Below are 21,109 nucleotides of genomic sequence, written 5' to 3' on the forward strand. Positions count from 1 at the left end.
GCTTGATTCAGCGAGTCTTCACTTCAGCCGTGACCACAGCGGGCTTGCCAAACCCGCCTTCGAGCGAGTCGGCCAGGGCGTTCAACTGCTCCCGACGCTTGCCGTACCCTGGAATATTGCGCTGCACCGCATCGCCTGCCTGCTCCAGGGCGCTGTCCATGGCGTCCTTATCAACCCCGAACACATTGCCGAGACGATTGCCCCGGTTCAGTTCGAGCAGCGTCCCTGTGACGGGGTTCTTCATGATGGTCTCGATAGAGTGGGCGGTGTCTTCTGGAACGCCTAGCGCGGCCAGGGCAGTCCCAAGGCCATGGCCCGGGTTTCTGAGTTGCTTGAGGAACTCGTCGTAGAGCCCGTTCAAATCATTGGCACCGACGTTGTCCAGGGCGGTGCCCGTCACTTTACGCGCATACTCCTGCTGGCTCATGCGCACCAACGGCTCCTCACTGTTCAGTGCGTTTTTTACGAAGAAAAACCCGTCCTTGCTGCCGCCATGCAGGTTGCCGTATGCGTCGTACTTAAACAGCACTTTCTCTCCATCGGCCCGAGTCCCGATGTAGGTCGCTCGACCATCAGGTTCAATGCGCAACAGGCTGGTCTTGCTCAGGCCGTTGACGGGCGGCGGCTGGGTGATGTCTTTACCCAGGCGAGCGAAGATATCGCCCTTCTCATAAGCAAAACTGCCAACCACTGCATTGATATCCCCGGCGGCAAACGCTGTCATTGTTTGCTTGACCCGGTCCACTTGGGTGGGCGCCAACGGATGGGAGAAATGCCGCGCAAATGTGTCCAGCCTGCCCGGATCGTTGGCCAGCGCTTTGAGCCAAACCGTCATTTCCTCGCGAGTCGTAAAGGTGTGAAACGACGGCCCGTCGTCCTCAGGAATGTACAGCAGGAAATTGGGGCCTTCGGCCGTGACGGGCACGCGCCTGATCATCACGATGTCATTGGCTTGCGCGCCGTCTACGGCGAAGGTCGATACCTGGACGCCAGGTGCACCAACCTTGCCAGGCGCCACCGCAGCGTGGGCTAACGCTCGGCCCTGGGCAGTCAACGTGGTGTCGCGAAATGCTGACCGCGCACGATCCATATAAGCCTGGAACGCGCTGTCGACGGCGTCCTCGTCGCCGGGTGAACTGATCGACATGCTGCGCTCACTCAGGGTTGGGGCGCATGTCGCGCAGGAGTTGGATTGATTGCACTGAGCATATGAACACCTTTCGAAGTGAGTACAGAACGATCAGGGACCCGGCCTCACGCCAGTGCCATACTCCTCTCTGTGACCCGAATCCGCTGCGGCGTTCCACGCCTGGGCCCTGCCGAGCGCACAAAGAAAAGCCCGGTAGAAGGCGTCCTCTACCGGGCTTTTCATGCCTTGAAACGATTACTCGGTGGCCAATACACCGCGACGCACCTGATCGCGCTCAATGGATTCGAACAGCGCCTTGAAGTTACCCTCGCCAAATCCATCGTCGCCTTTGCGCTGGATGAACTCGAAAAACACCGGGCCCATCAGGGTTTCGGAGAATATTTGCAGCAGCAGACGCTTGTCACCGGCAATGGACGAGCCATCCAGCAGAATGCCACGCACCTGCAGTTGGTCGACCGGCTCACCATGGCCAGGCAGGCGGCCTTCAAGCATTTCATAGTAGGTGGCCGGCGGCGCGGTCATGAAGCGCATGCCGATACTTTTCAGTGCATCCCAGGTCTTCACCAGGTCATCGGTGAGAAACGCCACATGCTGGATGCCTTCGCCGTTGAACTGCATCAGGAACTCTTCGATCTGCCCCGCGCCCTTGGACGACTCTTCGTTGAGCGGGATGCGAATCATACCGTCCGGGGCGCTCATGGCCTTGGACGTCAGGCCGGTGTACTCGCCCTTGATATCGAAGTAGCGCGCTTCACGGAAGTTGAACAGCTTCTCGTAGAAATTGGCCCAGTAGACCATGCGTCCGCGGTACACATTGTGGGTCAGGTGGTCGATGACCTTGAGACCGGCGCCGACCGGATTGCGGTCAACGCCATCGATGTAAACGAAGTCGATGTCATAAATCGAGCTGCCTTCACCAAAACGATCGATCAGGTACAGAGGCGCGCCGCCGATACCTTTGATGGCCGGCAGGTTCAACTCCATCGGGCCGGTGTCGATGTGGATCGGCTGCGCGCCCAGTTCCAGAGCGCGGTTGTAGGCTTTTTGCGAATCCTTGACACGAAACGCCATGCCACACACAGACGGACCGTGCTCGGCAGCAAAATAAGAGGCTATGCTGTGGGGTTCATTATTGAGGATCAGGTTGATCTCGCCCTGGCGATACAAGTGCACGTTCTTGGAACGGTGGCTCGCCACTTTGCTGAAGCCCATGATCTCGAAGATCGGCTCCAGAGTGCCCGGGGTCGGTGATGCGAATTCGATAAATTCGAAGCCCATCAGGCCCATCGGGTTGTCGTATTGGTCGGTCATGGTCGGTGCCTCATCCTGCTCTTGAAATAAAGAGTCTGATTAACGGAAGTCAATTGCCAGCAAGGATGAGGTCGGAGGGTGGCGCACAGGAAAGACCTCGCACGCTGCGGGCGAGGAAGTCACCAAAGATGAGGGGGGAGCCGAATAGCTTCATGATTACATCAGTCTCTGACGGCCGAGGCTTGCGTGAGCGCAAGTCCATATTCTTGTATGCGTAAATCGATTCTACACAGCGTAACCTGGTTTGTCCGTACTCTTATCAAATCCCCTTTGGCCCAGAGGGTGCAAGGGCTTTGTGACGTGGGGAGATGCTCGGTGCCGCGCGCAGGCAACCACCGGGACCGGCGAGCATATTTCACCTGGACCATCTATCATCGAAATATTCCTGACCGGCCTTCCGGCGCCCCCCCCCCTACACCGCCATAGGCCGCAGAACTTATGCCGCTGAACCCCCAAAGTCCTCGACCTCGCCTCCCCCGGTATTCAATCAGTGTGCTGTCGGCATTGCTGCCGATTGCCCTGGGGGTCGCCATCTTGTACTGGCAAGCCGAACGCACCCTTGAACAAACGACTGCGCAAACTGCACAGGAAGCCGTGCGCCAGTTCGACCTGATGCTCGACAACGCTGCCCTCGCCGCCCAGACCTTGCTTCCGCTGGCAGGCAGGCCCTGCGACAACGACGCGCAATTGGCCCTGCGTGAGCAAGTGACGCGGCGGCCATTCGTGCGGGCGACAATTTTGTCCTGGCAAAAAAACATCTATTGCAGCTCATTGTTCGGCGGCACTTACCAGTCGCCGGTAAATCCCGATGACTACGTGGATGGGCGACTCTGGTTAATGAAGGGCAACCCGGTGACGCCGGACACCGCGTTACTGGTTTACCGCCTGGTCGACGGCGATCGTGGTGCCTTGGCCTCGATTGACGGCTACCACCTGACCAACGCCTTACACCTGATTAGTCGCTATGCAAACCTTGTGCTGCAGATCGGCCCCAACTGGCTGGATGCCGATGGCAAGGTCCGCGACACCGCCGTCCCGCGATTTGAGGTGGCCCATCATCACCTGACCTCCCAGCGCTATGACTACAGCGTCGACGCGGGCATGCCGGCAGGTGAAGTCTGGCGCTTTATGCAGTCACGCTACCCAGCGGTATTCAGCCTGCTGGTGTTCTTTGGCGTGCTGGCGGGTGTGCTCGCACACTGGCTGCAAAAACGCGTGTCTTCGCCTAGCCATGAGCTGCAGCGCGCGCTGGCTGCCGATGAATTCATTCCCTATTTCCAACCCGTGGTACGTGGCGACACGCGCGCATGGGCGGGCTGCGAGGTGCTGATGCGTTGGCAGCACCCGAAGGAAGGCCTGGTGCGACCAGACCTGTTCATTCCCCTCGCCGAGGATTGCGGGCTGATCGTCCCGATGACCCGCGCCCTGCTACGCCACACCGCTGCGCAGCTCGCGCCTTACGCTAACCGCTTCACACCTGGCTTCCATATCGGCGTGAATATCACCGCCCACCACTGCCAGGATCTGGCACTGGTAGCGGACTGCCGTGAGTTTCTCGCCGCCTTTCCCGCCGGCCGGGTGATCCTGGTTCTGGAACTGACCGAACGCAAGCTGATCGAGCCCACCGCTATCACTCGCAGCCTCTTCGACGCGCTGCATGAACTGGGCGTGATGATTGCTATCGATGATTTCGGCACTGGTCATTCCAGCCTGGCTTACTTGCGTAACTTCAATGTGGACTATTTGAAGATCGACCAGAGTTTTGTCGCCATGATCGGTGCCGATGCACTATCGGGGCATATTCTCGACAGCATCATAGAATTGTCCGGCAAGCTCGACCTGGGTATCGTTGCAGAAGGGGTGGAAACACCGCAGCAGTGCGAATACCTCGCCGAACGAGGCGTGGACTTCCTGCAGGGCTACCTGTTCGGAAAGCCTTTACCTGGCGACAATTTCATTAAAACCCTGCTCAGCCATTGAATAGCCATGCACTAGCTGCGTTGAAATAGTGCTAATGAAACAGAAGACATGATTTACTCGTAGCAGATTAACTACTACAATTTTTCCTGCCTGTGCAGCATTCACAGGCAGGTGTCTTTCCTGAACAGCCTTAACGCTCTTGGCTTATAGCTTTGTCTGCAGTTGATATCAGCCAACTACACTATTGGAGTACCTATTTTGTCCAGACTCGCCGAATTTCGCGCAGCAGAAAAAGCCCTTCAAGAGCAGCTTGCCCAGCTGGAATCCCTGAAGAACGACGCCGGCCTGAAGAAAGAAATCGAATTCGAAGAAAAGCTTCAAGGGCTGATGAAGACTTATGGCAAAAGCCTGCGCGACATCATCGCCATCCTTGACCCTAACCTGGGCAAAGCCAGCATTGCTGCCGTTGCCGCACCCAAACAGCGCCGTGCGCGCGTGGTCAAGGTCTACCAGAACCCGCACACCGGAGAACTGATCGAAACCAAAGGCGGCAACCACCGCGGCCTCAAGGCGTGGAAAGAAGAATACGGCGCAGCGACTGTAGAGTCGTGGTTGCGCAAGTGATCAAACGCCACTAACAAAGAGCCCCGCCTAAGCGGGGCTTTTTTTATTCAAGGCTTCGGACCCGAACTTAAATAACATTTCACTTTGTTCAAAATCGAGCAATGCAGCGCTGTCAAAGTTGCAGGCTGCCACGCACCGCGCTGACTTCATCCTTGCTGGCTTCGTAGGCATCGGCTTTGCCCGCGTATGAAAAAACATACGCTTTATCGGCATCAACAGCTCCCACCAATGTTTGCGACAATACGTGTCGACCGTTCTCGGTAATCACACAAGTAGTTTCCAGTGCATCGAGACGACTCAATGTCGTTGCGCGCATCTTGGTACATACACTTTGATAGCCACCCCGGGCAAAATCCTTCTGGATGGATCTACGCATTTCCAGCAACACGCCCTGAAGATTAACTTTGTGCCCTGCCTCAATCGGCGTACCAGTCAACTCCATGACCATCAGGGTCGTGCCATTTTCATCATTCTTGATTGCCCGTTGGCGCGACACCGCCGCTGGCGTGACCGGTGTCTGCTGGTCGGGCGCTACCTCTTCGACTTGCCAGCCGCTGGGCCAATGAATTTGCGGGGCACCCGCCAACACAAAAGGACTGGTCAACAACAGGCACACGGCGGTCGACAGCGGTTTACGAAGCTCGATCATTGCAAAAAACACCCCAAGTTCAAGCGGCAAAGTGTGAGCCCCGCTCCCCGTTAGTCGCAAGGCCTGCGTGACCTTTTTCATTTGGCGCCGCAGGCGGGGCTTGCGTATCATGATCTGCCTGCATGGATGCTTGCCGCAAGCCAAGGGAACGCTCCCCGCGTCTGCCCCATTTTTTTCTGGAGGGCCCATGAGCCTGCACGAACTGAATACTTTCCCGGGCGTCACCGCCCAACCGGACACCGCCACCACTGACTTCGTGTTCAATCACACCATGTTGCGGGTCAAAGACATCACTAAGTCGCTGGATTTCTACACGCGCATCCTGGGTTTTTCCCTGGTTGAGAAGCGCGACTTCCCGGAAGCCGAATTCAGCCTGTATTTCCTGGCCCTGGTGGACAAATCCCAGATTCCGGCCGACGCCGCCGAACGCACCCAGTGGATGAAGTCGATCCCCGGCATTCTGGAACTGACCCACAACCACGGCACCGAAAACGACGCCGACTTTGCCTACCACAACGGCAATACCGATCCGCGCGGCTTTGGTCATATCTGCATTTCGGTGCCCGATATCGTGGCTGCGTGCGAACGCTTCGAAGCCCTGGGCTGCGACTTCCAGAAACGCCTGACCGATGGCCGCATGAAAAGCCTGGCGTTCATCAAGGACCCGGACGCCTACTGGGTAGAGATTATCCAGCCAGCACCGCTGTAAACGCCGCACGCAATAAAAAACCCCATGATCGCTCATGGGGTTTTTCGTTTCCGGGTCCGGATTTACGCCGGGGCGGAGGTACGGATCAAATGATCGAAAGCACTCAAGGAAGCCTTGGCGCCCTCGCCCACCGCAATCACGATCTGCTTGTAGGGCACGGTGGTTACGTCACCGGCGGCGAAGATGCCCGGCAGTGAAGTCTCGCCACGGGCATCCACGATGATCTCGCCACGGGGAGACTGCTCTACGGTGCCTTTGAGCCAGTCGGTGTTAGGCAGCAAGCCGATCTGCACAAAGATGCCTTCCAGGTCGATGGTCTTGAACTCGCCGGTATCGCGATTTTTGTAGATCAGACCGCTGACTTTCTGGCCATCACCTTTGACTTCGCTGGTCAGCGCACTGGTGATCACATCGACGTTCGGCAAGCTGTGCAACTTGCGCTGCAACACCGCGTCGGCGCGCAATTTGCTGTCGAACTCCAGCAAAGTCACGTGACTGACAATGCCCGCCAGGTCGATGGCTGCTTCAACGCCGGAGTTACCGCCGCCGATCACTGCCACGCGCTTGCCTTTGAACAATGGGCCATCGCAGTGCGGGCAGAAGCACACGCCCTTGGCCTTGTATTCCTGCTCGCCCGGCACACCCATTTCACGCCAGCGGGCGCCGGTGGCCAGGATTACGGTCTTGGACTTGAGGCTCGCACCGCTCTCGAAGCGGATTTCGTGCAAGTCACCGGCATTTTTCGCCGGGATTAGGCTGCTGGCGCGCTGCAGGTTCATGATGTCCACATCGTATTGACGCACATGAGCTTCAAGGGCGCTGGCCAGTTTCGGCCCCTCGGTTTCCTGTACCGAGATGAAGTTCTCGATCGACATGGTGTCCAGCACCTGGCCACCGAAACGCTCGGCGGCCACGCCGGTGCGAATACCTTTGCGCGCAGCGTAGATGGCAGCCGCAGAACCGGCCGGGCCACCGCCGACGACGAGCACGTCAAATGCTTCTTTGGCGCTGATCTTCTCGGCGGCTTTTTCGAGGCCGCTGGTATCGAGCTTGGCGAGGATTTCTTCCAGCCCCATACGGCCTTGGCCGAAGTTCACGCCATTGAGGTAGACACTGGGCACGGCCATGACCTGGCGCTCATCGACTTCAGCCTGGAACAGCGCGCCGTCGATGGCGACGTGGCGAATGTTCGGGTTCAGCACAGCCATCAGGTTCAGCGCCTGGACCACATCCGGGCAGTTCTGGCACGACAGCGAGAAGTAAGTCTCGAAGTTGAACTCGCCTTTGAGGGCGCGAATTTGTTCAATCACTTCGGCACTGGCCTTCGACGGGTGGCCACCGACTTGCAGCAGGGCCAGCACCAGCGAAGTGAATTCATGCCCCATGGGAATGCCGGCGAAACGCAGGCTGATATCGGCACCCGGGCGATTAATGGAGAACGATGGCTTGCGCGCATCATCGCCATCGGTTTTCAAGGTAATCAGCGTAGTGAGGCTGGTTACGTCCTGCAAAAGGGCTAGCATTTCCTGGGATTTCGCGCCGTCATCGAGGGAGGCGACGATCTCGATCGGCTGGGTGACCCGTTCCAGGTATGACTTCAACTGAGCTTTAAGATTGGCGTCCAACATACGGGCGATTCCTTTGAATTCGGTAAAAAAAACGCCCGAGCGAATCTCGCCCGGGCGTTTTTGAGGGCGGTGCTGCTTACTTAAGGTGCGGCAATCCGCCCTTGATACTTCACAGACTTAGATCTTGCCGACCAGGTCCAGGGACGGTGCCAGGGTGGCCTCGCCTTCTTTCCACTTGGCTGGGCACACTTCGCCTGGGTGGGCAGCGACGTACTGGGCTGCCTTGATTTTGCGCAGCAGCTCGGAAGCGTCACGGCCAACACCGCCGTCGTTCAGCTCGACGATCTTGATCTGGCCTTCCGGGTTGATCACGAAAGTACCGCGGTCCGCCAGGCCAGCTTCTTCGATCAGTACATCGAAGTTGCGGGAGATGGTCAGGGTCGGGTCGCCGATCATGGTGTACTGGATTTTGCCGATGGCTGGCGAAGTGTTGTGCCAGGCAGCGTGGGCGAAATGGGTGTCGGTGGAGACGCTGTAGATTTCGACGCCCAGTTTCTGGAACTCAGCGTAGTTGTCAGCCAGGTCTTCCAGTTCGGTTGGGCAAACGAAGGTGAAGTCAGCTGGGTAGAAGAAAACGACAGACCACTTGCCTTTCAGGTCAGCGTCGGTCACATCTACGAAGTTGCCGTTTTTGTATGCGGTAGCTTTGAACGGTTTTACTTGGCTGTTGATGATAGGCATCGTTGACTCTCCGTCAGGGGTTAAGAAGTTGATGGGGTGAATCCTACCCACTCTTTCGACCGAAGGCTCATTGGCAAACCTGATGCTCACGATTGGCTTTCCCTATCAGGGAGCAGTATTAATAGAAGAAATCTCAAAGCAGCGGTTGAGTCGCCAAGGTCATGCCGAGAAAGGGTGTCGCTTCAACATAGCGCATGGCAGATTTCATGTCGCGCCAGCCGACGTAACTCATCAATGACTTCAAATCCCAACCACTGCGATGGGCCCACGTGGCAAATCCACGGCGCAGTGAGTGGCTGGTGTATTGCTCGGCGGGGATGCCAGCGCGCTCCAGAGCCTGACGCAACAGTGGGATCACGCTGTTGGCGTGGAGCCCCTCCTCCGCCAGGTTTCCCCAGCGATCGATGCCACGGAACACCGGACCGCGCACCAAGGCCGAGACGCTGAGCCAATCGCAGTAGGCTTGAACTGGGCACAGCCGCAATAGCGCCGGAGTCTGGTAAGTCTTGCCGAGGTTGTCGCGATCACTCTTGCTGCGCGGCAGATACAGGCTGATTCCTGCACCCGGTACCGCCTGCACGTGCTGGATATCCAGGCGACACAACTCATCGCTGCGAAACCCTCGCCAAAAGCCCAACAGGATCAGCGCCGTGTCGCGCTTGGCACGCAACAATCGAGGCTGATCATGGGCGTTGCCTGCCTCGGTGGCTTCCACCTCAAGCGCAGCCACCACCTGCTCAAGGTGCTTGAGTTGCAGGGGTTCGGCCTGCTTCTCCCGAGCCGGATGCACCGCTCGAATGCCCTTGAGCACTTTGCGCACCACAGGCGCTTTGGTGGGATCGGCAAAGCCCTGGCTGGTGTGCCACTGCGCCAGCGCCGAGAGACGCAGCTTCAAGGTGTTGACCGCCAACACCCCGGCATGGGCCACAAGGTAGCGCGCCACGCTATCGCTCGTCGCCGGCAGGAACCCGCCCCAATTCACTTCGAAATGTTCGATGGCCGCACGGTAGCTGCGGCGCGTGTTGTCGCGGGTGGCGGCGTTGAGATAACGATCAAGATCGCTCATGAAAGGCCTATTCGTAGGACTACAGAGAGGTTGCGAGGTAAAATTCGATATGACACGGGATATTACGCCAATATCCCGCCTGTTAAATCATCAACTCAAAAGCTTTTTCACTCGTGATATAATACGTATCTACATAATACGTACCACGGTACTAAATCGACGGAGACACTATGGCTCGCGGCGGCATCAATAAAGCAGTAGTTCAAACGGCACGCCTGGCGATTCTTGCCCGTGGTGAAAACCCCAGCATCGACGCCGTACGCATCGAAATGGGCAATACCGGCTCGAAAACCACGATCCATCGTTATCTGAAGGAGCTGGACGAGAGCGAAGCCCGCCTCAGCATCACTGACGCGCCGATCGACGACGAATTGGGCGAACTGGTTGCACGACTGGCCCAGCGCCTGAAAGAAAAAGCCCAGGAACCGATTGACCTGGCGCTCGCGCAATTCGAGCAACACAAAGCTGCCCTGCTCGCCCAAGTGGAAGCGCTCGAGGAAGCACACAGCCAGCTCAAGCAGCAATTTGATATCCAGGCATCAGCCCTGGCGGAAGAAAGCGCAGCCCTGCAAACGGTCAGCACCAGCCTGCAGACCGAGCAAACCCGTAACGCCGGACTCAACCAGGCGTGCAGCGATTACGAGCTACGGATCATTGATAAGGACGAGCAGATTCGCTCTCTGGAAGAGAAGCATCTGCACGCCCGAGAAGCGCTTGAACACTACCGCAACGCAATCAAGGAGCAGCGCGAGCAGGAACAGCGGCGACATGAGGGTCAGATACAGCAGTTGCAGGCGGAACTGCGCCAGGCACAGCAAAGCGCAATGGTGCGTCAGGATGAGATCACCCAACTGCATCGTGACAATGAGCGACTGCTGATTGAGCAGCGAGTAACGGCGAAGGATCTTAGCGCGCTGCAGGGGCAGACCCGCAAGGACCAGGCTCAGTACGCCAAGCTGAGCGAACAGCTCAACCAGATCGACAGCGAACGCACCCTGCTCCAGGAGCGCTTGCGCGTTGCCATACTGGAAAGCCAATCACGCCACGCGGCGCTGATCGACTGCCAGCAAACCAACAAGGCCCTGGAGCTGGATCTGATCAAGACCCAAACCAGCAAAGAGGCACTGCGCCTGGCTGCCGCTATTACAACGGCGCCAGAGGCAAACCCCGAAGCCTGATCAGCCCGCCACTGGCGTGCGCATGGTGACGAACTCTTCCGCCGCCGTGGGATGCACGCCGATGGTTTCATCGAAATGTCGCTTGGTCGCGCCCGCCTTGAGCGCGATCGCAAGACCCTGCACGATCTCACCCGCATCCGGGCCGACCATATGGCAACCCAGCACCTTGTCGGTGTCGGCATCGACCACCAGCTTCATCAAGGTTTTTTCCTGGCAGTCGGTCAATGTCAGCTTCATTGGCCGGAAGCGACTTTCGAAAATCTGCACCGCATGCCCGTTCTTCCTGGCCTCTTCCTCGGTCAACCCGACCGTGCCGATATTGGGCAAGCTGAACACCGCTGTCGGGATCATGGCGTAATCCACCGGGCGATAGTGCTCAGGCTTGAACAGGCGCCGCGCTACCGCCATTCCTTCAGCCAACGCCACTGGCGTCAGTTGGACGCGCCCGATCACATCGCCGATCGCCAGGATCGAAGGTTCAGCCGTCTGATACAACTCATCCACGGCGACAAAGCCGCGCCCATCCAGTTTCACACCGGTGTTTTCCAGGCCCAAATTGTCCAGCATCGGACGGCGACCCGTGGCATAGAACACGCAGTCCGTTTCCAGGACACGGCCGTCTTTCAGCGTTGCCTTGAGGCTGCCGTCGGCCTGCTTGTCGATGCGCTCGATGTCCGCATTGAATTGCAGGTCCAGGCCGCGCTTGGTCAATTCTTCCTGCAAGTGTTTACGCACAGAACCATCGAAACCACGCAGAAACAGGTCGCCGCGATACAGCAAACTGGTTTGCGCGCCCAAACCATGGAAAATCCCGGCGAACTCGACCGCGATATAACCGCCGCCGACGACCAGCACACGCTTGGGCAGTTCTTTGAGGAAGAAGGCTTCGTTGGAGCCAATTGCATGCTCATACCCCGGAATCTCCGGAATCTGAGGCCAGCCACCGGTGGCGATCAAGATATGCTTGGCGGTGAATCGCTGACCGTTGATCTCCACTTGATGCGCATCGACCAACCGTGCGTGCCCCTCATGCAAGGTCACGCCGCTGTTGATCAGCAGATTGCGGTAGATGCCGTTGAGGCGATTGATCTCACGGTCTTTGTTGGCGATCAGCGTCGCCCAATCAAAGTTCGCTTCACCCAGCGTCCAGCCGAAACCGCTGGCCTGTTCAAAATCTTCGGCAAAGTGCGCGCCGTACACCAACAGCTTTTTCGGTACGCAACCTACGTTAACGCAGGTACCACCCAGATAGCGGCTTTCCGCCACGGCCACCTTGGCGCCATAGCCTGCTGCAAAGCGCGCCGCGCGAACACCGCCGGAACCGGCGCCAATTACATACAAGTCAAAATCGTAGGCCATTTCACTCTCCTCGGCAGGCAATCAGCATACCGACTTAGTTGGGGCTGAAAAACGAAAAAGCCACCCGAAGGTGGCTTTCTCTCAAAACGGCCGGGCAACCGTGAATCAGTAAGCCTTGCCGGTTTTGTAGAAGTGCTCGTAGCAGAAGTTGGTCGCTTCGATGTAGCCTTCGGCGCCACCGCAGTCAAAACGACGACCTTTAAACTTGTAGGCGATCACGCAACCGTCTTTGGCCTGTTTCAACAGGGCGTCGGTAATCTGGATCTCGCCGCCCTTGCCCGGCTCGGTTTCTTCAATCAGCTTGAAGATATCCGGGGTCAGGATGTAACGACCGATGATCGCGAGGTTCGACGGGGCATCTTCAGGCGCTGGCTTCTCGACCATGTCGCGCACGCGGATCAGGCCATCACCGATGTCGTCGCCAGCGATAACACCATACTTGTTGGTTTCTTGAGGATCGACCTCTTGAACCGCGACGATGGTGCAACGGTACTTCTGGTAAAGCTTGACCATCTGGGTGAGTACACCGTCGCCTTCCAGGTTCACACACAGGTCATCGGCCAATACCACGGCGAACGGTTCGTCACCGATCAGCGGACGACCGGTGAGGATGGCGTGGCCAAGGCCTTTCATCTGGGTCTGACGGGTATAGGAGAACGAGCACTCGTCAAGCAACTTGCGGATACCAACCAGGTATTTTTCCTTGTCGGTGCCCTTGATCTGGTTTTCCAGCTCATAGCTGATGTCGAAGTGGTCTTCCAGCGCGCGCTTACCACGGCCGGTCACAATGGAAATTTCGTTCAGACCGGCATCCAGTGCTTCTTCGACGCCGTACTGAATCAGTGGCTTGTTCACCACCGGCAGCATCTCTTTGGGCATGGCCTTGGTCGCTGGCAAGAAGCGAGTGCCGTAACCGGCTGCTGGGAACAAGCATTTCTTGATCATATGGGTCCTTATTAAGGGCTGTGCGTGCGAAATTCGGCGCAGTCTAATCAGGCCGCAGTCACCTTACAATGGGGGCTGCTGGCGTTGCGATGTCATCATAGAGAAAAAATGTCAGCGTAAGTTCCGCTTATCTGACAAAGAGCGTTTGCGCCAACATGGGAAACCAAGCGCACACCTCTCTGCCTTCAAGGCCTGCAGCCTTTTTAGCACGCTTTTCAACCCAGAACACTGACCTAGAATAACTTGCGCGGATTCGCCGCATTTGGCGCTATCATGACGCCCTTGAACCAGACCACGAGATTCTCAGTAGATGTCAGAACCAAAAGGCGTGAACGGCTACCTGATCACACAGCGGGCAGACGGATGGCACTTGATCAACTTTCACGGCGATAGCGTCGCCGGGTCGTTCGCAACCGAGCGCGAAGCGATCGCGGTAGCCGAAGTGTTTGTGGACGAGGCCGGCCACGCATCGAGCAAAAGACCCAAGGGCAAATAAGCCACGCCGCCCTGCGCAAGAGCCCCGATGACCGGGGCTTTTTTGTGTTTGCCTGTACCCCGTTGGCATAGCGCTATAATCTTTTGCAAACGCCCCCACGACAGTGTCAGCGCACCCTCTCCAACACCCTTGACGACGAAACCACATGAACAAGATTCTGCCATTGATTGCGGTACTGGCGCTGGCCGGCTGCACCACGACCTCAGACGTTTACCTGAAAAACGGCGAACAGGGCCTGACCATCGATTGCTCGGGCGAGGCCAATTCATGGGCCAGTTGTTACGAGAAAGCGGATGCGTCCTGTGCGGGCACCGGTTACCGAATCGTCGGCACCGAGGGCACGCCAGCGTTGAGCGAAGATGACAAGACCCTCGGCAAGGATGTGGGCAACTTCAAGGGCCGTAGCGTGGTAGTGGTCTGCAAATAGTCGCGACAGCCCTAAAGGTGGATTTCGGCAAACTTGATACCGAGACCACGAATGGTCTCGATCAGGTCGTCCAAGCGCTGGAATGATTCCACCTCATCCTGATCGTCAACCAGGAAAAAACTACGCCCGCCGCTTTTCTTGAAAAAGACGATCCATTCACCAAGGTCGGCGGGGTTCTGGATGACATGAGTGGCCGTAATATGACCTTCGGCATGATGAGTTTTAACGTGTTCACGCTTCATATCTGATATTCCGCAACGGCCTCAGCCGGAAATGCACTCTTCGCCAGCTTTTTTCACATCGCCCGGACGGATTGGCACATTGGACATGCTCTCGTAGAGCTTGATGCTGCTGCCGCTGGAGCGCTCTTCAATCTCGAAAATCGCTGACGGGCCCGCTGAAAACTTCTGCGGCACGATCACCTGTATACCATCCTTGTGAGGCTCGATCTGCGGCGGCCGGCGTGTAGCGGACAATTTACGCACAACGCACGCTGCATATTCCTGCGGCTTTTTCCCCGAAATGACAACCAATGTCGGCGGCGTCTGCTTGATATCTGCAACCGAAGCACACCCACCTATCGCCAAGGCCAGAACCAACACACTCCACTTCATACAAAACCTCCAATAAAGACCCTACGACAGCGGGGATGGTAAATTTCTCCCGCCGACGTAGGATTTATTCCTGATAACCCGGTAAATAACTGTTTTAAATTGTCGACGCCATCGAATACGGGCCGATAATAAACGCCCTGGGGCTGATAAACTCCATCTTAACCTACGTATCGTTCTGATTTTTCAGAAAAAGCCCTTCTGGAGACACCCTCATGAAATTCATCCACCAGCGCGAGCACCTCAACGAGGGAGACATTGTCGTCATCGAATGCTCGCAGACTTGTAATATCCGTCTGATGAGCGATGCGAATTTTCGCAGCTTCAAAAATGGCGGGCGCCACACCTACCATGGCGGCGCATTCGACAAATTCCCCGCCAAAATCACTGCACCGAGCACTGGGTTCTGGAATATCACCCTGGATGTGGTGACACGTCGCGCGATCAGTGTCACTCGCAAGCCGGCGCTGTCCCACAAGATCCGCATCGTGCGTCGTACCAGCTCCAAGCTAAGCTGAACCGCTCCCCCAAAGGAACCAACCGTGACCACCACCAAATACGTGATCAAGTACAAACTCAATGGCGAACGCCGCTTCGAGTTCGCGCAACTGCAGACCAGCAGCGTGGAAGAAGCCAAACAAGCCTTGGCAAAAATCCATGATGCCAGTGATGAAATCACTGACATCAATGTGAGTAAGGCGCTGTAAGTCCATGCCCGGCCCCACCGCCGACCTGTTCGCCGATGACGCCCTGCAACAACCCGCAGGGCGCGAACGTATCGGTGATCAGTCCTGCGTACTCAGGGGGTATGCGCTGCCCTGGATCGATCGCCTCCTGCCGGAACTGCGCCGCGTACTGGCTCAATCGCCCTTTCGACAAATGGTCACGCCCGGCGGCTTTACCATGTCGGCAGCGTTGAGCAGTTGTGGCGACCTGGGTTGGACCACCGACGCCACGGGCTACCGCTACAGCCCCGTGGATCCGCGCAGCCAGCAGCCCTGGCCGAGCATGCCGGAGGCCATGCGCCAATTAGCCGTTAAAGCGGCGGCAGACGCTGGTTTCACTCAATATTCCCCTGACGCCTGCCTGATCAACCGTTACATACCGGGCGCCAAAATGTCTCTGCACCAGGACAAGAACGAGCGCCGCTACAGCGAGCCCGTGGTCTCGGTGTCCCTTGGGCTGCCGGCGATTTTCCTGTTTGGCGGCCATGAGCGCAGCGACAAGCCTCAGAAGGTTTCGCTGTTCCATGGCGACGTGGTGGTCTGGGGCGGGGTCGACCGCCTGCGCTTTCATGGGGTGATGCCTATCAAGGACGGCATGCATCCGATCATGGGCCCGCAGCGCATCAACCTCACTTTTCGCACCGCAGGCTGATTTGACCGCAAGCTTCGGAGTGCCAGCCCACCGCGCCAAGGCTAATCTGTCCAGGCCCCATCAAGAGTGCCAAGCATGAGCGTCGAACAAGATCCCCGCTGGGCCGCCATTCTCGCTCGCGACCCGAAAGCCGATGCATTGTTCGTCTACGGTGTGAAGACCACCGGTGTGTACGGTCGCCCGAGCAGCGCCTCGCGCCTGCCACGCCCGGAAAATATCGAATTCTTCGACACGCCCGCGCAAGCCGAAGCCGCCGGCTATCGCCCGAGCAAGCGTGCCGCCAGCGACCAGACTCAATTGGCCGCGCATTACGCACAGCTGGTGGCCGACGCGTGCCGCCAAATCGAACAAGCCGACGCCCCGCCCAACCTGAGTACCTTGGCGGTCCAGGCCGGCCTGAGCCCGTTCCATTTCCACCGTGTGTTCAAAAGCGTGACTGGCCTGACGCCCAAGGGTTACGCCAGTGCCCATCGCTCACGCAAGGTGCGCGATGGACTGAAAGGCCGGCATTCCGTGACGAGCGCGCTGTATGACGCAGGCTTCAACTCCAACAGCCGTTTTTATGAGTCCGCCGACCGGGTGTTGGGCATGAAACCCAGTGATTACAAGGCCGGCGGCGCCAACAACGAGATCCTGTTCGCCGTCGGGCAATGTTCGCTGGGGGCGATTCTGGTGGCGCAAAGCGCCCGCGGCGTTTGCGCGATTCTGTTGGGGGATGACCCGGACAAACTGGTCCGCGACCTGCAGGATCAATTCCCCAACGCCCGTCTGGTGGGGGCCGACCGCCGCTTTGAACAGTTGATCGCCCAGGTGGTGGGGTTTGTCGAGGCGCCCGCCCTGGGCCTGGACCTGCCGCTGGACCTGCGCGGCACGGCGTTTCAGGAGCGGGTGTGGCAAGCCTTGCGCGAGATTCCGGTGGGCAGCACCGCGAGCTATGCGCAGATCGCCCAACGCATCGGCGCGCCCCACGCCTTTCGTGCCGTGGCCCAGGCGTGCGGGGCCAACAGCCTGGCGGTGGCGATCCCTTGTCACCGGGTGGTGCGCAGCAACGGTGAACTGTCCGGTTACCGCTGGGGCGTAGAGCGCAAGCGTCAATTGCTGGCGCGCGAAAGTACGTCGTACTCAATCGAACCCGCTGACACCGAGTCACTGCCAACGCACGAAACGCCAGCCTCGTCCAGTGAATAAAACAGACTGGCTGGGGGCCAGGAGCCCTGCTAAAAAAGCGCACCGTCTTACTCACGCTGGAGAAGCATCCCATGAGCAGTTGGCCAGACACCCGAATTCTCGACTTGCTGGGCATTGAACTACCCATCATCCAGGCGCCCATGGCCGGCGCCACGACGGCCGCCATGGTTATCGCCGCCAATCAGGCCGGTGCGCTCGGCTCGATGCCCGCTGCGGCGCTGAGCGTGGAGCAACTGCGCGAAGCGTTGACCAGCATCCGCCAGGCTGGCTCACAACCACTCAACGTGAATTTCTTCTGCCACCAGCCACCAGAGGCGGATGCAGCACGCGATCGACGCTGGAAGGAACTGCTGGAACCCTACTACCGCGAACTGGGCGCCGATTTTGATGCGCCGACACCGGTCTCGAACCGCGCGCCGTTCAACGAAGCCGCTTGCCAAGTAGTGGAAGCGTTTCGCCCTGAAGTGGTCAGTTTCCACTTTGGTTTGCCAGAAAAATCGTTGCTGGACCGGGTCAAAGCCAGCGGAGCGAAAGTGCTGTCATCGGCCACGACCGTTGAGGAAGCGATCTGGCTGGAGCAACACGGCTGCGATGCAATCATCGCCATGGGCCTTGAAGCAGGCGGCCACCGTGGCATGTTTCTTAGCGACGACCTCAATACTCAGATCGGCTTGTTCGCCTTGGTGCCGCAAATCGTCGACGCTGTCAGCGTTCCGGTCATTGCCGCCGGCGGTATCGGTGACGCACGCGGGATCGTCGCAGCATTCGCCCTGGGCGCATCGGCGGTGCAGATCGGCACGGCCTACCTGTTTACCCCTGAAGCCACCGTCAGCGCCTCGCACCGCCATGCATTGCGCCATGCCCAGGCCAGCGAAACCGCACTGACCAACCTGTTCACCGGCCGCCCGGCCAGGGGCATCGTCAATCGGGTGATGCGCGAGTTAGGCCCGATCAACCCCAAGGCACCGGCGTTTCCGCTGGCAGGTGGGGCGTTGATGCCACTCAAGGCCAAGGATGAAAGCGGCTTCAGCAACCTGTGGTCAGGCCAGGCGCTGCGCCTGGGTAGAGAAACCAGCGCCTATGAATTGACCCGCTCGTTGGCCGAACAGGCCCTGGCCAAGCTTGGCTAGCACATACACGCGAAGCAACTTTGACTGTACCGGCAACGGCTCACCGCTATATATTCCTGTACATAGCGGTAACGCCTTCTATCTATAACAAGCCATACACCTCAAAGGAGCTGCTCGATGAAGATTCATGCCTCACGCCTGACCATGCTGGTTGCCGCCCTCGCCTTCGGATCGGCCCAGGCCGATGAAGTCCAGGTGGCCGTGGCCGCCAACTTCACTGCGCCGATCCAGGTGATTGCCGCCGATTTCGAAAAAGACACCGGCCACAAACTGGTCGCAGCCTACGGCGCCACCGGACAGTTCTATACCCAGATCAAGAACGGAGCGCCGTTCGAAGTGTTCCTGAGCGCCGACGACACCACTCCGCAAAAGCTTGAAAGCGAAGGCGACACCGTCAAAGGCTCGCGCTTCACCTATGCCGTGGGCACGCTGGCACTGTGGTCGGCCAAAGAAGGCTTCGTGGATGCCAAAGGCGAGGTATTGAAGAAGAATGAATTCAAGCACCTGTCCATCGCCAACCCGAAAGCCGCGCCTTACGGCCTGGCCGCTACCCAGGTGCTGGCCAAAGAAGGCCTGACCGAACAGGTCAAGGACAAGCTCGTCGAAGGCCAGAACATCACCCAGGCCTATCAGTTCGTGTCCACCGGCAACGCCGAGTTGGGATTCGTGGCCTTGTCGCAGATCTATAAAGACGGCAAAGTCACCAGCGGTTCAGCATGGATCGTCCCGGCCGCCCTGCATGATCCGATCAAACAGGACGCGGTGATCCTCAACAAAGGTAAAGACAGCATCGCGGCCAAGGCATTGGTTGACTACCTCAAGGGCCCCAAAGCCGCTGCCGTCATCAAATCCTACGGTTACGAGCTCTAAATGCCGCTATCGAGTGCCGATTTTTCCGCAATCTGGTTGACCATCAAACTGGCGTCACTGACCACGGTGATCCTGCTGGTCATCGGCACTCCGATTGCCCTGTGGCTGTCGCGCACTCGCTCTTGGTGGCGCGGCCCCATCGGTGCAGTGGTGGCCTTGCCGTTGGTGTTGCCACCCACGGTCATCGGCTTTTACTTGCTGCTGACCATGGGACCCAACGGCTACTTCGGCCAGTTCACCCAATGGCTCGGCCTGGGCACCCTCACCTTCAGCTTTACCGGGCTGGTGATCGGCTCAGTGATCTACTCCATGCCGTTTGTAGTGCAGCCGTTGCAAAACGCCTTCTCCGCCATCGGCACGCGTCCCTTGGAAGTGGCTGCAACCTTGCGCGCCAATCCGTGGGACACCTTCTTCAGCGTGATCCTGCCCCTGGCTCGTCCCGGCTTTATCACCGCGTCCATCCTTGGCTTTGCCCACACCGTCGGCGAGTTCGGCGTGGTGTTGATGATCGGCGGCAATATCCCCGACAAGACCCGCGTGGTCTCGGTACAGATCTACGACCATGTCGAAGCCATGGAGTATGCCCAGGCCCATTGGCTGGCGGGTTCCATGCTGGTGTTCGCGTTCCTCGTGTTGCTGGCGCTCTACTCCAGCCGTAAAACAAAGATGGGCTGGAGCTGATGCCGATGATCGATGTACGCCTGCAACTCAGGTATTCCGGCTTTGCGCTGGAAGTGGACCTGCACCTGCCCGGACGCGGGGTGACAGCGTTGTATGGGCATTCCGGTTCCGGCAAGACCACCTGTCTGCGCTGCATCGCCGGGCTGGAGCGGGCCAGGGACGGGTTTGTCCAGATCAACGATGAAGTCTGGCAAGACAGCCGCAGCGGGCTGTTCGTACCGCCGCACAAACGCGCGCTGGGGTATGTGTTCCAGGAAGCGAGCCTGTTCCCGCATTTGTCAGTGCGGGCCAATCTGGAATTCGGCCTCAAGCGCATCCCGCGCCCGCAACGCCGTGTCGATATGACCCAGGCCACCGAACTACTGGGGATCGGCCATCTGCTCGATCGACATCCCCAACACCTCTCCGGCGGTGAACGCCAGCGCATCGGCATCGCCCGCGCACTGCTCACCAGTCCGAAGTTGTTGCTGATGGATGAACCGCTCGCCGCCCTCGACAGCCAACGCAAAGGCGAAATCCTGCCGTACCTGGAGCGCCTGCACGACGAACTGGACATCCCAGTACTGTATGTCAGCCACGCCCAGGATGAAGTCGCGCGCCTGGCCGATCACATCGTGTTACTCAGCGACGGCAAGGCCCTGGCCAGCGGCCCCATCGGCGAAACCCTGGCGCGACTCGACCTGCCCCTGGCGCGGGGTGACGACGCCGGCGTGGTGATCGATGGCACCGTCTGCGCCTACGACGCGCACTATCAACTGCTGACGCTGCAGTTGCCAGGCAGCGCCCTGCAGATGCGCGTCGCCCACGCCCCGCTCGCCCTGGGCAAAGCGTTGCGGGTCAAGGTGCAAGCGCGGGACGTGAGCCTCAGCCTGCAAGCGGAGGAACACAGCAGCATCCTCAACCGCCTGCCAGTGACGGTCACCCAGGAGATTGCGGCGGACAACAGCGCTCACGTGCTGGTGCGCCTGGACGCCGAAGGCACGCCGCTGCTGGCACGCATCACACGCTTTTCTCGCGATCAATTGCAACTTCACCCCGGCCAGACGTTGTGGGCACAGATCAAGGCGGTTGCCGTACTGGCGTAACAAACCTTTTGGCACGAGCGCACC

Annotated in this window: 24 protein-coding genes; 14 read left to right on the top strand and 10 right to left on the bottom strand. The window is 58.5% G+C overall.

Translation table 11 applies throughout. The annotated features are described in order from the left end of the window. Positions 1 to 7: 7 nt before the first annotated feature. A complete protein-coding gene (locus tag BLR63_RS08150; protein ID WP_010562809.1) occupies positions 8 to 1,147 on the bottom strand; it encodes a dermonecrotic toxin domain-containing protein in 1,140 nt (379 codons plus the stop codon). A gap of 237 nt (positions 1,148 to 1,384) precedes the next feature. Then, entirely contained in the window at positions 1,385 to 2,461 is a 1,077-nt protein-coding gene (hppD, locus tag BLR63_RS08155; RefSeq protein WP_010562808.1) for a 4-hydroxyphenylpyruvate dioxygenase, read from the bottom strand. Between the two features lie 438 nt (positions 2,462 to 2,899). Here hppD and BLR63_RS08160 point away from each other — a divergent pair, with 438 nt between their 5' ends. After that, entirely contained in the window at positions 2,900 to 4,441 is a 1,542-nt protein-coding gene (locus tag BLR63_RS08160; protein ID WP_042946399.1) for an EAL domain-containing protein, read from the top strand. A 198-nt stretch (positions 4,442 to 4,639) separates the two neighbouring features. Beyond that, positions 4,640 to 5,005, top strand: coding sequence for a histone-like nucleoid-structuring protein, MvaT/MvaU family (locus BLR63_RS08165; RefSeq protein WP_010562806.1), 366 nt, complete (start codon positions 4,640 to 4,642; stop codon positions 5,003 to 5,005). A 112-nt stretch (positions 5,006 to 5,117) separates the two neighbouring features. Here BLR63_RS08165 and BLR63_RS08170 read toward each other — a convergent pair whose 3' ends face one another. Continuing rightward, the gene (locus BLR63_RS08170) at positions 5,118 to 5,654 is read right to left on the bottom strand and encodes a DUF4946 domain-containing protein (RefSeq protein ID WP_042946398.1); all 537 of its coding nucleotides are present in this window, start codon (positions 5,652 to 5,654) and stop codon (positions 5,118 to 5,120) included. A 187-nt stretch (positions 5,655 to 5,841) separates the two neighbouring features. On the opposite strand from BLR63_RS08170, the gene gloA reads away from it, so the two are divergent. Then, positions 5,842 to 6,363: a lactoylglutathione lyase gene (gene gloA / locus BLR63_RS08175; protein WP_010562804.1), complete on the top strand. Its 522-nt coding sequence runs from the start codon at positions 5,842 to 5,844 to the stop codon at positions 6,361 to 6,363. Positions 6,364 to 6,425: 62 nt separating this feature from the next. Here gloA and ahpF read toward each other — a convergent pair whose 3' ends face one another. The 3 genes from ahpF to BLR63_RS08190 all read right to left on the bottom strand — a co-directional run bounded on the left by ahpF (position 6,426) and on the right by BLR63_RS08190 (position 9,738). Beyond that, positions 6,426 to 7,991, bottom strand: a complete 1,566-nt coding sequence (gene ahpF, locus BLR63_RS08180; RefSeq protein ID WP_010562803.1) for an alkyl hydroperoxide reductase subunit F — start codon at positions 7,989 to 7,991, stop codon at positions 6,426 to 6,428. Positions 7,992 to 8,108: 117 nt separating this feature from the next. Beyond that, on the bottom strand, positions 8,109 to 8,672 hold the full coding sequence (gene ahpC, locus BLR63_RS08185) for an alkyl hydroperoxide reductase subunit C (RefSeq protein WP_003173835.1): 564 nt from the start codon (positions 8,670 to 8,672) through the stop codon (positions 8,109 to 8,111). Between the two features lie 133 nt (positions 8,673 to 8,805). Further along, positions 8,806 to 9,738, bottom strand: a complete 933-nt coding sequence (locus BLR63_RS08190; protein WP_010562802.1) for a site-specific integrase — start codon at positions 9,736 to 9,738, stop codon at positions 8,806 to 8,808. 170 nt (positions 9,739 to 9,908) lie between these two features. On the opposite strand from BLR63_RS08190, the gene BLR63_RS08195 reads away from it, so the two are divergent. Continuing rightward, positions 9,909 to 10,916 carry a DNA-binding protein gene (locus tag BLR63_RS08195; protein WP_010562801.1) on the top strand — a complete coding sequence of 336 codons (1,008 nt, stop codon included), beginning with the start codon at positions 9,909 to 9,911 and terminating at the stop codon, positions 10,914 to 10,916. Here BLR63_RS08195 and gorA read toward each other — a convergent pair whose 3' ends face one another. Together gorA and galU are read right to left on the bottom strand one after the other, a co-directional pair. Continuing rightward, on the bottom strand, positions 10,917 to 12,275 hold the full coding sequence (gorA, locus tag BLR63_RS08200; protein WP_010562800.1) for a glutathione-disulfide reductase: 1,359 nt from the start codon (positions 12,273 to 12,275) through the stop codon (positions 10,917 to 10,919). A gap of 105 nt (positions 12,276 to 12,380) precedes the next feature. Then, entirely contained in the window at positions 12,381 to 13,220 is an 840-nt protein-coding gene (gene galU / locus BLR63_RS08205; protein WP_003212579.1) for a UTP--glucose-1-phosphate uridylyltransferase GalU, read from the bottom strand. A gap of 310 nt (positions 13,221 to 13,530) precedes the next feature. On the opposite strand from galU, the gene BLR63_RS08210 reads away from it, so the two are divergent. Both BLR63_RS08210 and BLR63_RS08215 read left to right on the top strand, forming a co-directional pair. Beyond that, positions 13,531 to 13,716, top strand: a complete 186-nt coding sequence (locus tag BLR63_RS08210) for a hypothetical protein (RefSeq protein ID WP_010562799.1) — start codon at positions 13,531 to 13,533, stop codon at positions 13,714 to 13,716. A 145-nt stretch (positions 13,717 to 13,861) separates the two neighbouring features. After that, positions 13,862 to 14,143 (top strand): hypothetical protein, encoded by a 282-nt coding sequence (locus tag BLR63_RS08215; protein ID WP_010562798.1) that lies wholly within the window; start codon positions 13,862 to 13,864, stop codon positions 14,141 to 14,143. A gap of 11 nt (positions 14,144 to 14,154) precedes the next feature. Here the strand turns inward: BLR63_RS08215 and BLR63_RS08220 are convergent, their stop codons facing one another. Together BLR63_RS08220 and BLR63_RS08225 are read right to left on the bottom strand one after the other, a co-directional pair. After that, complete coding sequence (locus tag BLR63_RS08220) at positions 14,155 to 14,385, bottom strand: hypothetical protein (RefSeq protein WP_010562797.1); 231 nt, start codon at positions 14,383 to 14,385, stop codon at positions 14,155 to 14,157. 21 nt (positions 14,386 to 14,406) lie between these two features. Further along, entirely contained in the window at positions 14,407 to 14,757 is a 351-nt protein-coding gene (locus BLR63_RS08225) for a hypothetical protein (RefSeq protein WP_010562796.1), read from the bottom strand. 212 nt (positions 14,758 to 14,969) lie between these two features. On the opposite strand from BLR63_RS08225, the gene BLR63_RS08230 reads away from it, so the two are divergent. The 8 genes from BLR63_RS08230 to modC all read left to right on the top strand — a co-directional run bounded on the left by BLR63_RS08230 (position 14,970) and on the right by modC (position 21,085). Beyond that, a complete protein-coding gene (locus BLR63_RS08230; protein WP_003191319.1) occupies positions 14,970 to 15,272 on the top strand; it encodes a DUF1883 domain-containing protein in 303 nt (100 codons plus the stop codon). A 24-nt stretch (positions 15,273 to 15,296) separates the two neighbouring features. Then, complete coding sequence (locus BLR63_RS31470) at positions 15,297 to 15,461, top strand: hypothetical protein (protein WP_010562795.1); 165 nt, start codon at positions 15,297 to 15,299, stop codon at positions 15,459 to 15,461. 4 nt (positions 15,462 to 15,465) lie between these two features. Then, positions 15,466 to 16,131, top strand: coding sequence for a DNA oxidative demethylase AlkB (gene alkB, locus BLR63_RS08235; protein WP_010562794.1), 666 nt, complete (start codon positions 15,466 to 15,468; stop codon positions 16,129 to 16,131). Between the two features lie 75 nt (positions 16,132 to 16,206). Next, positions 16,207 to 17,319: a bifunctional DNA-binding transcriptional regulator/O6-methylguanine-DNA methyltransferase Ada gene (ada, locus tag BLR63_RS08240; RefSeq protein ID WP_010562793.1), complete on the top strand. Its 1,113-nt coding sequence runs from the start codon at positions 16,207 to 16,209 to the stop codon at positions 17,317 to 17,319. 71 nt (positions 17,320 to 17,390) lie between these two features. Continuing rightward, the gene (locus tag BLR63_RS08245; protein ID WP_010562792.1) at positions 17,391 to 18,449 is read left to right on the top strand and encodes an NAD(P)H-dependent flavin oxidoreductase; all 1,059 of its coding nucleotides are present in this window, start codon (positions 17,391 to 17,393) and stop codon (positions 18,447 to 18,449) included. Between the two features lie 117 nt (positions 18,450 to 18,566). Next, complete coding sequence (gene modA / locus BLR63_RS08250; RefSeq protein ID WP_010562791.1) at positions 18,567 to 19,319, top strand: molybdate ABC transporter substrate-binding protein; 753 nt, start codon at positions 18,567 to 18,569, stop codon at positions 19,317 to 19,319. Then, on the top strand, positions 19,320 to 20,000 hold the full coding sequence (gene modB / locus BLR63_RS08255) for a molybdate ABC transporter permease subunit (RefSeq protein ID WP_010562790.1): 681 nt from the start codon (positions 19,320 to 19,322) through the stop codon (positions 19,998 to 20,000). Beyond that, positions 20,000 to 21,085 carry a molybdenum ABC transporter ATP-binding protein gene (gene modC / locus BLR63_RS08260; protein ID WP_370623276.1) on the top strand — a complete coding sequence of 362 codons (1,086 nt, stop codon included), beginning with the start codon at positions 20,000 to 20,002 and terminating at the stop codon, positions 21,083 to 21,085. The genes modB and modC overlap by 1 nt, the downstream gene beginning before the upstream one ends. The last annotated feature ends 24 nt before the right edge of the window (positions 21,086 to 21,109 follow it).

The sequence above is a fragment of the Pseudomonas extremaustralis genome (assembly GCF_900102035.1).
Lineage (GTDB): Bacteria > Pseudomonadota > Gammaproteobacteria > Pseudomonadales > Pseudomonadaceae > Aquipseudomonas > Aquipseudomonas extremaustralis.